We start from the raw sequence: 13461 nt of genomic DNA on the forward strand, positions 1-13461 counted from the left end.
TCGTTAAGAGTGTCACAACGACGATTCATATTTCGATATATTTAATTGAAGAGTTTGATCATGGCTCAGATTGAACGCTGGCGGCAGGCCTAACACATGCAAGTCGAACGGTAACATTTCTAGCTTGCTAGAAGATGACGAGTGGCGGACGGGTGAGTAATGCTTGGGAACTTGCCTTTGCGAGGGGGATAACAGTTGGAAACGACTGCTAATACCGCATAATGTCTACGGACCAAACGGGGCTTCGGCTCCGGCGCAAAGAGAGGCCCAAGTGAGATTAGCTAGTTGGTAAGGTAAAGGCTTACCAAGGCAACGATCTCTAGCTGTTCTGAGAGGAAGATCAGCCACACTGGGACTGAGACACGGCCCAGACTCCTACGGGAGGCAGCAGTGGGGAATATTGCACAATGGGGGAAACCCTGATGCAGCCATGCCGCGTGTGTGAAGAAGGCCTTCGGGTTGTAAAGCACTTTCAGTTGTGAGGAAAAGTTAGTAGTTAATACCTGCTAGCCGTGACGTTAACAACAGAAGAAGCACCGGCTAACTCCGTGCCAGCAGCCGCGGTAATACGGAGGGTGCGAGCGTTAATCGGAATTACTGGGCGTAAAGCGCACGCAGGCGGTTTGTTAAGCTAGATGTGAAAGCCCCGGGCTCAACCTGGGATGGTCATTTAGAACTGGCAGACTAGAGTCTTGGAGAGGGGAGTGGAATTCCAGGTGTAGCGGTGAAATGCGTAGATATCTGGAGGAACATCAGTGGCGAAGGCGACTCCCTGGCCAAAGACTGACGCTCATGTGCGAAAGTGTGGGTAGCGAACAGGATTAGATACCCTGGTAGTCCACACCGTAAACGCTGTCTACTAGCTGTTTGTGACTTTAAGTCGTGAGTAGCGAAGCTAACGCGCTAAGTAGACCGCCTGGGGAGTACGGCCGCAAGGTTAAAACTCAAATGAATTGACGGGGGCCCGCACAAGCGGTGGAGCATGTGGTTTAATTCGATGCAACGCGAAGAACCTTACCTACACTTGACATGCAGAGAACTTTCTAGAGATAGATTGGTGCCTTCGGGAACTCTGACACAGGTGCTGCATGGCTGTCGTCAGCTCGTGTCGTGAGATGTTGGGTTAAGTCCCGCAACGAGCGCAACCCTTGTCCTTAGTTGCCAGCCTTAAGTTGGGCACTCTAAGGAGACTGCCGGTGACAAACCGGAGGAAGGTGGGGACGACGTCAAGTCATCATGGCCCTTACGTGTAGGGCTACACACGTGCTACAATGGCATTTACAGAGGGAAGCGAGACAGTGATGTGGAGCGGACCCCTTAAAGAATGTCGTAGTCCGGATTGGAGTCTGCAACTCGACTCCATGAAGTCGGAATCGCTAGTAATCGCAGGTCAGAATACTGCGGTGAATACGTTCCCGGGCCTTGTACACACCGCCCGTCACACCATGGGAGTGGGATGCAAAAGAAGTAGTTAGTCTAACCTTCGGGAGGACGATTACCACTTTGTGTTTCATGACTGGGGTGAAGTCGTAACAAGGTAACCCTAGGGGAACCTGGGGTTGGATCACCTCCTTACCATTACGTCGAAAGACGCACTTGATGCAGTGCCTACACAGATAGTCTTGTTTAAAATGAAGAACGACACAAGTTTATGGGGCTATAGCTCAGCTGGGAGAGCGCCTGATTTGCATTCAGGAGGTCAGCAGTTCGATCCTGCTTAGCTCCACCATCTACTTGACACTGAGCTTGCATAAGCGAAGTACTGAAGGCTTGTAGCTCAGCTGGTTAGAGCGCACCCCTGATAAGGGTGAGGTCGGCAGTTCAAGTCTGCCCAAGCCTACCATTTCCTTGCTTTAAAAAAGGAAGGTAACAAAGGTAGAAACGTGTCACGTTGGACCCGAAATCCTAATGAATATTTACTGTTTCAGTAAAGATTGATTAGGGTTTTTTACTCTAAAGATGAAAGTACTGCTTTTGCAGGAAACATCAAATGTTCTTTAACAATTTGGAAAGCTGATATTAATAGTAATCAATCAAAATTGAGTAACTGAGAAATCGAAAGATGAACTTTTTACTCTACTTGACTGAATTGCTTGTTATCAATTTATTGATAGCAAGGCAATTCTTCCGATTAGCTTGTCATTCATGCGACATAACTTAGACAGAAGTCAAAAGGCTGTTTGGGGTTGTATGGTTAAGTGACGAAGCGTATACGGTGGATGCCTTGGCAGTTAGAGGCGATGAAGGACGTGTAAGTCTGCGAAAAGCTGTGGTGAGCCGACAAAATGCATTTGAGCCACAGATGTCCGAATGGGGAAACCCACCTGTTTACAGGTATCGTTACATGAATACATAGTGTAACGAGGCGAACGAGGGGAACTGAAACATCTAAGTACCCTTAGGAAAAGAAATCAATTGAGATTCCCCTAGTAGCGGCGAGCGAACGGGGAACAGCCCTTAAGCTGTATTGAATGTAGTGGAATCCTTTGGGAAGAGGAGCGATACAAGGTGATAGCCCTGTACACGACGCAATCTTTACAGTGAAATCGAGTAGGTCGGGACACGTGTTATCTTGACTGAATATGGGGGGACCATCCTCCAAGGCTAAATACTCCTAACTGACCGATAGTGAACCAGTACCGTGAGGGAAAGGCGAAAAGAACCCCTGTGAGGGGAGTGAAATAGAACCTGAAACCGTATACGTACAAGCAGTGGGAGCCCTTCGGGGTGACTGCGTACCTTTTGTATAATGGGTCAGCGACTTATATTTAGTAGCAAGGTTAAGCGAATAGCGGAGCCGTAGCGAAAGCGAGTGTTAACTGCGCGTTTAGTTGCTAGGTATAGACCCGAAACCCGGTGATCTAGCCATGAGCAGGTTGAAGGTTGAGTAACATCAACTGGAGGACCGAACCCACTGACGTTGAAAAGTCAGGGGATGACTTGTGGCTGGGGGTGAAAGGCCAATCAAACCGGGAGATAGCTGGTTCTCCCCGAAATCTATTTAGGTAGAGCCTCGGACGAATTCCATTGGGGGTAGAGCACTGTTAAGGCTAGGGGGTCATCCCGACTTACCAACCCTTTGCAAACTCCGAATACCAATGAGAACTATCCGGGAGACACACGGCGGGTGCTAACGTCCGTCGTGGAGAGGGAAACAACCCAGACCGCCAGCTAAGGTCCCAAAATATTGCTAAGTGGGAAACGATGTGGGAAGGCATAGACAGCTAGGAGGTTGGCTTAGAAGCAGCCACCCTTTAAAGAAAGCGTAATAGCTCACTAGTCGAGTCGGCCTGCGCGGAAGATGTAACGGGGCTAAGCAATATACCGAAGCTGCGGCAGCATGTTTACATGCTGGGTAGGGGAGCGTTGTGTAAGTGGATGAAGGTGAGTTGTAAAGCTTGCTGGACATATCACAAGTGCGAATGCTGACATGAGTAACGATAATGGGAGTGAAAAACTCCCACGCCGGAAGACCAAGGTTTCCTGTCCCATGCTAATCAGGGCAGGGTAAGTCGGCCCCTAAGGCGAGGCAGAAATGCGTAGTCGATGGGAAACGGGTTAATATTTCCGTACTTATATAATCAGTGATGGAGGGACGGAGAAGGCTAGGCAAGCTTGGCGTTGGTTGTCCAAGTGAAAGTGCGTAGGCTGAAGACTTAGGTAAATCCGGGTCTTCAAGGCCGAGACACGAGACGAGCTCCCAAGGGAGTGAAGTTGTTGATGCCCTGCTTCCAGGAAAAGCTTCTAAACTTATGATTATATGAACCGTACCCCAAACCGACACAGGTGGTCAGGTAGAGAATACTAAGGCGCTTGAGAGAACTCGGGTGAAGGAACTCGGCAAAATTGTACCGTAACTTCGGGAGAAGGTACGCCTCTGTTTGTGAACACTTCGCGTGGTAAGCAAATGGAGGCCGCAGTGACCAGGTGGCTGGGACTGTTTATTAAAAACACAGCACTCTGCAAACTCGTAAGAGGACGTATAGGGTGTGACACCTGCCCGGTGCCGGAAGGTTAATTGATGGGGTTAGTTTTCGGACGAAGCTCTTGATCGAAGCCCCGGTAAACGGCGGCCGTAACTATAACGGTCCTAAGGTAGCGAAATTCCTTGTCGGGTAAGTTCCGACCTGCACGAATGGTGTAACCATGGCCACGCTGTCTCCACCCGAGACTCAGTGAAATTGAAATCGCAGTGAAGATGCTGTGTACCCGCACCTAGACGGAAAGACCCCGTGAACCTTTACTACAGCTTGGCACTGAACATTGAACCTACATGTGTAGGATAGGTGGGAGGCTTTGAAGCACAGTCGCTAGATTGTGTGGAGCCGTCCTTGAAATACCACCCTTGTATGTTTGATGTTCTAACATTGGTCCCTTATCGGGATTGTGGACAGTGTCTGGTGGGTAGTTTGACTGGGGCGGTCTCCTCCCAAATAGTAACGGAGGAGCACGAAGGTTAGCTAATCACGGTCGGACATCGTGAGGTTAGTGCAATGGCATAAGCTAGCTTAACTGCGAGACAGACACGTCGAGCAGGTACGAAAGTAGGTCATAGTGATCCGGTGGTTCTGTATGGAAGGGCCATCGCTCAACGGATAAAAGGTACTCCGGGGATAACAGGCTGATACCGCCCAAGAGTTCATATCGACGGCGGTGTTTGGCACCTCGATGTCGGCTCATCACATCCTGGGGCTGAAGTCGGTCCCAAGGGTATGGCTGTTCGCCATTTAAAGTGGTACGCGAGCTGGGTTTAGAACGTCGTGAGACAGTTCGGTCCCTATCTGGTGTGGGCGTTGGATGATTGATGGGAGCTGCTCCTAGTACGAGAGGACCGGAGTGGACGAACCGCTGGTGTTCGGGTTGTGATGCCAATCGCATTGCCCGGTAGCTATGTTCGGAACGGATAACCGCTGAAAGCATCTAAGCGGGAAGCCGGCCCAAAGATGAGTCATCCCTGAACTTTAAGTTCTGGAAGGGTTGTTATAGACGATGACGTTGATAGGCAGGGTGTGGAAGCGTTGTAAGGCGTTAAGCTAACCTGTACTAATTGCCCGGGAGGCTTAACCATACAACGCCCAAAAAGCTTTAGGCTTTTGAAGTGTTGTAGACAAGCTAAAGTAAGTAGAGTGAAAAGTAGTTACTCACTGATTGAATTGATATCCAGTTTTCTAGATTGTTACCAGTTTTTCCTGGCAGCCATAGCGATACGGTACCACCTGAATCCATTCCGAACTCAGAAGTGAAACGTATTAGCGCCGATGGTAGTGTGGGGCTTCCCCATGTGAGAGTAGGACACTGCCAGGTCCCATTAAGAGAAACCCGCCTAACGGCGGGTTTTTTGCTTTCTGCACCAGAGAAAAATAATGGGGTCAGAGTCGTGACTCTGACCCCATTATTTGTAAGCTGTCAGTATTTATAGACATTCTTATTCGATAAAAGCCTTAATAGAATCGACTTACTTTTAGCAATGTTCAGGTTTTTTGGTAAACTCTTGCGAATATCATTTTAGTCGAAGTAAATAGGACGAACTAATGGCCGTATTCGGTACAGTATTCATGCCACAAATGGCGCTTGCTACCTTTGTCAACGATAAGTGGACTGACACCGAATTTGTCAGTGCAGACAGTATTTCACTTCACCCTGGTGCACACGTGCTTCACTACTCAAGTACATGCTTTGAAGGTTTAAAAGCATTTAAGCATGAAGATGGCAGCATCAATATATTCAGAATGGATAAGAACATTGAGCGCTTTGCTCAAAGTAGCCGCCTTTTAAATTTGCCTGAAATAGATAAAGCGCAAGTTGAAAAGATGATTATCGATATTGTTGCAAAGTATGCCTCTGAGGTTCCAGAGCCTCCTGGTTCTATGTACATTCGTCCTACCCACATTGGTACAGAAGCATCTATTGGCAAGGCTGCAGCACCGTCAGCAGATTCGATGCTATACGTATTATTGTCTCCAGTGGGTGATTACTTTGCGGGCGGAGCAAAGCCGCTTCGATTGTTACTAGACGAAACAGGGATGCGCTGTGCGCCGCATATGGGAATGGTAAAAAGTGGCGGTAATTATGCCAGTGCATTACCACCTATTCTGAAAGCCCGCGCAGAAGTTCAGGCTGATCAAATACTGTTTTGTCCCAATGGTGACGTTCAAGAAACCGGTGCAGCAAACTTCTTACTAATTGACGGTGACGAGATTATTACAAAAGGGTTGGACTCTAGCTTCTTACACGGAGTAACCCGTGCAACCGTTCTTCAAATTGCTAAAGATCACGGCATGAAAGTAAGTGAGCGTGATATTACAGTTGAAGAGCTATTAGAACGCTCTGCAAAACCAAATACAGAAGCGGCGCTGTCTGGTACAGCGGCTGTGCTTACGCCAGTGGGTACTTTTATTCATAACGACAAAGAGTATCAGGTTGGAAGCGGTGAAGCTGGCCCGGTCACTATGAAACTTAGACAGGCGTTAAATGATATCCAATGGGGTAAAGCCGAAGATACCCACAACTGGCTAGTCAAAGTGCCAAACTAAACTAGTCATAATCAGATACCCATAAAAAAGCCTGCTTAAGCAGGCTTTTTAGTATTTAAAAGGTTTACGCTTATTTCGCTTGGCCTTGTTTAGCAACTGCATCCATCATTGCTTTAATTGCATCAGCATCGCCAAGATACTCTTTAGAGATTGGCTTAAGGTTTTCATCTAGTTCGTATACTAGTGGCACACCTGTAGGGATGTTAAGACCTAATACTTCTTCGTCTGACATACCATCTAAATACTTAACAAGCGCACGAAGGCTGTTGCCATGTGCCGCTATAATTACACGCTTACCAGCTTGGATGTCTGGGCGAATAACATCATGCCAGTAAGGTAATACACGTTCGATAGTAAGTTTCAGGCTTTCACCACGTGGCAGAATATCAGCATCTACATTGTTATAACGAGCGTCGTGACCAGGGAAGTGTTCACTGTCGTCTTCAACTGCCGGAGGTGGAATATCGAAGCTACGACGCCAGATTTTCACTTGCTCTTCGCCGTGCTTAGCAGCAGTTTCCGCTTTGTCTAGACCGGTCAGAGCACCGTAGTGACGCTCGTTCAGGCGCCAGTGGCGCTCAACTGGAAGGTAGTGTTGACCCATTTCTTCAAGGGCAATATTAAGCGTTTTGATTGCGCGAAGGAGTACAGACGTATATGCCTGATCAAATGTAAATCCAGCATCTTTAAGAAGCTGACCTGCGGTCTTTGCTTGTGCTACACCAGTGTCAGTCAAGTCAACGTCGTGCCAGCCCGTGAAACGATTTTCCAAGTTCCACTGACTTTCTCCATGACGAATAAGTACCAATTTATACATAGTTGGGTTACCTGCGGCGTTAAAGTGAAATAGTCTGAGATAATTCCGGAAGTTGGACGTTCAGACGTATATTTAAAAACTGCTGTTATCATCCTTGATTGGCGCTTAAAAATCCAGTTTAAGCGGTTATAAAATCGCAGGTAAGACGTGTCTTTGCCGTTCAGTTAAGAGATTTATTAAATAAACCGTGTCAGGTCTGGATGGGCAACTTTTATCCACTCTTTCATTGATGGTTCTTCAATAAAGCTAAAATCTTCAAAATCAAACCCTGGCGCGACTGTACAACCGACAAATGAGTAGTCACCCATAGTTGCAGCTCCTTGAAAATTGCCCGCCTCAACGACTTCAACATAATCGTTGTTACCACCACCTATACGGCGTTCCCATAACTGCTGTTTTTGAATTTGGAATAGCTGTAAAGGAGCACCTTCATAGTGATTCCATACTTCATCGTGTAAAACGCGATGAAAGCGACTGACTTGGCCCTTGAGTAAAAGAAAATAGATATGGGTGAGTGCTGGACGACTGGCACCATGGACATAGGATGTAGTCTTATTTTCTGAACGAAAAACCTGACGATAAAAACCTCCCTCGGGATGAGGTTCTAGGTCGTATTTCTTAATAAGCGGATGGGTCATGATAACTTCGTATTGTTGTTATTGCTTTTTTACCGGTGCTCGTTTTTCAATGACTTTCTGAGCATGTATCAAGGCATTAGACGTTTAGCGTGGTAATAAGCATACCGCTTGAAAGATTATAAGAAAACAGGGATGTTATATATTTGTAAATGAACGAGGTGTATGACATTTCATTCGTAATAACTTCCTCCTTGTCGCCACAGGCCAAAAGCTTCTATTTGTCCATAAAGGCTAACTATTCTAACTGGGTGCTTTCGCTGATAGGGTACACTTTTTCCGCCCACCTCTTTAGAGGCACATGTCGAAACGAAAAGCGTCGATACGAATAACTAATAATAGGTGAACTTTTTTTCATGTTTATGCCGTACAAACTTGAAAATAACGCGACGGATTAGACACGTCGCTCGTTTCTTGCATTGGCAAAATTGAAACGTTGACAATATTCATGAACAGGCAAAGAAGGATGAGAGCGTATGACATATAAGTCTTTTTCGCAGCTTGAAGTAAACGGCAAAAACTTCAAGGCGGTCAATTTTGACAGTATAGGTAATCAGTATGCTCTCGACCGGCTACCTTTTTGTATTAAAATTCTTCTCGAGAACCTAATCCGACATGAAGATGAAGAGTTTGTTTCTAGTGGTGATATTGAGCAAGTAGCTAAGTGGGATACTGAAAACCACGCTGATCACGAAGTATCTTTTGTTCCTGCACGAGTTATTCTTCAAGACTTTACCGGCGTTCCTGCCATAGTCGATTTAGCGGCTATGCGAGATGCAGTTAATCGCTTGGGAGGCGATGCGCAGGCAATTAACCCGCTAAACCCAGTTGAGCTGGTCATTGACCACTCCGTGATGGTTGATCATTTCGCTGAAGAGAATGCATTAGAAAAGAATACCGATATAGAGATTGAGCGCAATAAAGAGCGCTATCAGTTTCTAAAGTGGGGGCAGTCTAGTTTTGATAACTTTAAAGTTGTCCCTCCAGGTCGCGGTATCGTGCACCAAGTTAACCTTGAGTATCTGGCTCGCTGTGCGTTCACTAAAGAGCAAGATGGTGAGACCTTGGTTTATCCAGATACCCTTGTGGGTACTGATTCTCACACCACGATGATTAATGGTCTTGGCGTACTTGGCTGGGGCGTGGGCGGTATTGAAGCAGAAGCGGCAATGCTTGGACAGCCAGTTACCATGCTGCTACCCAAGGTTGTTGGCTTCAGACTTTCAGGTAAGTTACCTGCTGGCGTCACTGCCACCGACATGGTGCTAACTATTACACAGCAATTACGTGAACATGGCGTAGTTGGAAAATTTGTAGAATTCTATGGTCCAGGTCTTAAACACCTAACTACAGCAGATCGCGCGACAATTGCGAACATGGCACCAGAATATGGCGCAACGTGCGGTATCTTTCCAATAGACGATGTTGCGCTAGACTACCTTCGACTCACCGGACGAGACGAGGATCAAATTGCCCTTGTTGAGGAATATGCGAAATTCAGTCACTTATGGCACGACGACCACTCAAAAGATGCGCAGTATCATGAGACCCTTGAACTAAACTTAGACGACGTTGTTCCTTCACTAGCTGGACCGAAGCGTCCTCAGGATCGCATTGCCCTAGATAAGGCAGCAGAAGCATTTAATGAATGGCATCGTTCGCAAATTGATGTGAAAGTACTAGATGAAGAAACCGATTTAATTGCCGAGGCTGGGCTGGGTTCCAGTGACGATGTTGATGAAGACCATGACTCTTTTGTTGAGTTCAGAGGTGATAAGTTCAACTTAGAGGATGGTGCAATTGTAATCGCTGCTATCACAAGTTGTACTAACACGTCGAATCCATCAGTACTTGTTGGTGCAGGCTTACTTGCTAAGAAAGCCGCGGAAAAAGGATTAACACGTAAGCCGTGGGTTAAAACATCATTAGCGCCTGGCTCACAGGTTGTTACTCAATATCTAGAAGATGCTGGTCTTATGGACCCGTTAGAATCCCTAGGGTTTAACCTAGTGGGCTATGGCTGTACGACGTGTATCGGTAACTCTGGTCCACTACCTGATGCCATTACTGATGCTATTAGAAAGGCGAAACTTACTGTTACTTCGGTGCTATCTGGTAATCGTAACTTTGAAGGACGCATTCACCCTGATGTAGCGGCAAACTATCTTGCATCACCACCTTTAGTAGTCGCGTATGCATTAGCAGGGAACATGAATATAGATATCACTAAAGAGCCGCTAGGCCAAGCGAGTGATGGCTCACCTGTTTACCTAAGAGACATTTGGCCTACTGAAGACGAAATTCAGCAATATATTGCTGAAAACGTAACGGGTGACCTATTTAAAGAAAAATATGCGGATGTGTTTAAAGGCGCCGGCGAATGGAATGAACTGGAAGTGAGTAAAACATCAGTTTATGACTGGCCAGAGTCGACTTACATTAAGCACCCGCCTTTCTTTGAAGTGATGGGAAAAGAGCCGGAAGCCTTGACGACAATCGAAAATGCGCGATGCCTAGTGAAAGTTGGTGACTCAATCACGACAGACCATATTTCACCAGCGGGAGCCATCGCAAATGATAGCCCAGCAGGTGAGTACTTGCAGGCACAAGGTGTTGAGCCTAAAGACTTTAACTCTTATGGCTCTCGTCGCGGTAACCATGAGGTTATGATGAGAGGGACGTTTGCGAACGTTCGTCTTCAAAACCAACTGGCGCCGGGTACACGAGGCAGTGCGACAACCCACTATCCGAGCGGCGACAGCATGTCTATCTTCCACGCTGCTATGCGCTATAAAGAAGACGGTGTACCCGCAGTTGTCATTGGTGGTAAGGAGTACGGCACTGGCTCAAGTCGAGACTGGGCAGCAAAGGGGCCATCTCTTATGGGCGTGAAGGCCGTACTTGCCGAAAGCTATGAGCGTATTCACCGCTCTAACTTAATAGGAATGGGTATTCTGCCGCTTCAATTTAAGTCTGGTGACAGTGCGAGTTCTTTAGAGCTTAAGGGCAATGAGTCTTTTTCTATTGATGCCGTCGAACGCGGGCAGACCGAGGTTGAAGTAAAAGCCGTGTCGGATGAAGGGAATACAACAACGTTTGTTATGGATATCAGAATTGATACATCTAACGAGTTTACCTACTTCGAAAATGGTGGAATTCTTCACTACGTTATTCGAGAGTATTTAAAACGATAAGCGTTTATAAATAAGGCTGCGGTTAGTTCGCAGCCTTTTTATTTATGGCGCCCGGCAGGGGCATTTATTCTCCACCAATAATTTGGACTTGTGCTATATCAGTATCGCCTTTTAACACTTTGAAAATTGCATCTTGCACAAGGGTGCGCATACCATCTTTGGCCGCTTGTGATTTCATTTCTGAAACGCTGGCTTCTTTATATACCATTGAGCGAAGCTCTGGTGTCATCCCCAGTAATTCGTGCACACCTGTTCTGCCTTTATAACCTGTGTTTCCACATTCTTCACAGCCTTTGGCTCTGTAGAGTTCAAGTGGGGCCTGAATGTTCAGTTCAGACAGGTGCTCTTTGCCATATTGGCGCTCAATAAACGCCATGTCTTTCTCGCCTGCTACATACTTCTCTTTACAGTTCCCACACAAGGTTCTTATAAGACGCTGGGCCAATATCCCTACGCATGCGTCTGAGAAGTTTACCGGATCAAGACCTAAGTCAAGTAGACGGGTGATGGTCTCTGGTGCTGAGTTAGTATGCAGCGTTGAAAGTACTAAGTGACCAGTTAATGACGCTTCAATACCCGCATGAGCGGTTTCCTTATCACGCATCTCACCAATAAGAATGATGTCCGGGTCTGCACGTAAGAATGCCCGAAGCGCTGCGGCAAAGTTAAAGCCAATTTTAGGGCTTACCTGAACCTGTTGCAGACCAGGTTGAGTAATTTCTACCGGGTCTTCAGCCGTCCAAATTTTCTTTTCAGGCGTATTCAAATATCCCAAAATGGCGTGAAGCGTAGTGGTTTTACCGGAACCTGTAGGTCCTACAACAAGCAAGATGCCGTGAGGCTTTTTGATCATTTCTTCTAACCTTGTACGGTTAGAAGGAGCCAAATTCATTTTGTCGATAGGCATTGCCCCACCAGATGCCAAAATACGCATTACTACGCCTTCACCAGCAACAGTAGGAATGGTAGCAACACGAACTTCTACGAGTTTGCCGTTCATTCTAAATGCAAGCTTGCCATCCTGAGGAACGCGCTTTTCCGCAATATTAAGATTTGACATGATCTTAATACGCGCAATCACTGCATTATGGTGTGAGTTTGGCACTTGGTTCATATCGCGACATACGCCATCCACGCGCATGCGCACCCGAGTAGGCGCATTCTTTTCTGGGTCTATATGAATATCTGAGGCATTTAAACGTTTAGCGTCGTGAAGGATACGACTTACCAAACGAACAACAGCCGGAGCATCGTCTGAAAGCTCGTCAATCTGGTCTTCATTGTCATCGGTAGATGAGCCAATTTCATCAAGGATGTCGCTCATTTCACCAGGGCCGCCGCCACCGCTATTCTCCCCTAAATATTGAAGAATAAGGTTAGGTAAACTTACCGCGATTTCGTAGCTATCTATGCCCATAGCGCTTTCAATTTCCATTAAGAGCGCGGCATTGTTTGGCTCAGCCATTAGCACAATGGGTTTATCGTGTGCATCGGCGATAACTGCCACATAGTTTCGCTTGAGGTAAGAAACGTTTAGACGACTTTCGTTTTCGAACCTGTGATATTTTTCCGGCAGGTAAGAAATGAACGGCACTTGATAGTGGATTGAAAGAGAGTTACCAATTTCATCTTCCGATATGCGATGTTCAGATATTAACCGCTGCACTAAGGCGCGTATATCTGGAGTTGTCGCTTGTATATCGGCGAGGGTGGCCTCTTCTAGCAAGCTTTTGTGAACTAACAGGTCAAACGGGTTATTGGTGCCGCCTAACTCGAATCTGAATTTATCACCAAGAATTAACGCTAATGCATTCCCACGCTTGAGGTCCTCTTCGGTAAACCCGCCGCTTTCCTTATTAATGATCTGAATTACACCCATTAACACCCCAGCGTTCATTATTGGTACGCAAAGAATGTTTTGAGTTCTAAAGTCATTGTCTTTATCGAATTTATCGGCAAAGCGAAGACGTGGGTGAATGCTTTGAAGTAGGGTAGGGTTGTACGGGTCATCAATGACAACAGGCTTTTGTGAAAGCGCAACGTAGCCAGCAATAGACATGGGGCTAATCGGTACTTTTATCTCTAGGGTTTCTTTACCTGTTTTAAATCTGGCGACTAGGTCTTGGTGTTGACGACGGCGTTGAAAAATACTCATGCGTGTGGCGTCAAACAAGCCAAGTATCATAGGTTCTAATAGGCCGTAGGCATCTAACAACGTAGAGTGGTTATTTAAGATGCGCTTTATTTGTGCAAATGTTTGCTGGTTATTTACTACTTCCATA

Annotated in this window: 5 protein-coding genes, 2 tRNA genes and 3 rRNA genes; 7 read left to right on the forward strand and 3 right to left on the reverse strand. The window is 46.5% G+C overall.

Translation table 11 applies throughout. From position 1 onward, the window contains the following. Positions 1-42 precede the first annotated feature (42 nt). The 6 genes from ACYX4W_RS05115 to ACYX4W_RS05140 all read left to right on the forward strand — a co-directional run bounded on the left by ACYX4W_RS05115 (position 43) and on the right by ACYX4W_RS05140 (position 6533). Positions 43-1575, forward strand: a 16S ribosomal RNA gene (locus ACYX4W_RS05115). A 78-nt stretch (positions 1576-1653) separates the two neighbouring features. Then, a tRNA-Ala gene (locus tag ACYX4W_RS05120) sits at positions 1654-1729 on the forward strand. 37 nt (positions 1730-1766) lie between these two features. After that, positions 1767-1843: transfer RNA gene (locus ACYX4W_RS05125), tRNA-Ile, on the forward strand. Positions 1844-2192: 349 nt separating this feature from the next. After that, positions 2193-5068: ribosomal RNA gene (locus tag ACYX4W_RS05130) — 23S ribosomal RNA — on the forward strand. Between the two features lie 120 nt (positions 5069-5188). After that, a 5S ribosomal RNA gene (rrf, locus tag ACYX4W_RS05135) occupies positions 5189-5304 on the forward strand. Together the 16S, 23S and 5S rRNA genes with 2 tRNA genes alongside form the textbook arrangement of a ribosomal RNA operon. Before the next feature lie 227 nt (positions 5305-5531). Continuing rightward, positions 5532-6533, forward strand: a complete 1002-nt coding sequence (locus ACYX4W_RS05140; protein WP_476074890.1) for a branched-chain amino acid aminotransferase — start codon at positions 5532-5534, stop codon at positions 6531-6533. A gap of 70 nt (positions 6534-6603) precedes the next feature. On the opposite strand, the gene gpmA is transcribed toward ACYX4W_RS05140, so the two are convergent. Beyond that, on the reverse strand, positions 6604-7350 hold the full coding sequence (gene gpmA, locus ACYX4W_RS05145) for a 2,3-diphosphoglycerate-dependent phosphoglycerate mutase (protein ID WP_474809166.1): 747 nt from the start codon (positions 7348-7350) through the stop codon (positions 6604-6606). A gap of 176 nt (positions 7351-7526) precedes the next feature. Continuing rightward, entirely contained in the window at positions 7527-7988 is a 462-nt protein-coding gene (locus ACYX4W_RS05150; RefSeq protein WP_476074891.1) for a cupin domain-containing protein, read from the reverse strand. A 473-nt stretch (positions 7989-8461) separates the two neighbouring features. Between ACYX4W_RS05150 and acnA the strand changes: the two genes are divergently transcribed. Beyond that, a complete protein-coding gene (acnA, locus tag ACYX4W_RS05155) occupies positions 8462-11179 on the forward strand; it encodes an aconitate hydratase AcnA (protein ID WP_476074892.1) in 2718 nt (905 codons plus the stop codon). 64 nt (positions 11180-11243) lie between these two features. Here acnA and ACYX4W_RS05160 read toward each other — a convergent pair whose 3' ends face one another. Continuing rightward, complete coding sequence (locus tag ACYX4W_RS05160; RefSeq protein ID WP_476074893.1) at positions 11244-13460, reverse strand: GspE/PulE family protein; 2217 nt, start codon at positions 13458-13460, stop codon at positions 11244-11246. Position 13461 lies beyond the last annotated feature (1 nt).

Source organism: Alteromonas sp. ABH4_454 (assembly GCF_056311775.1).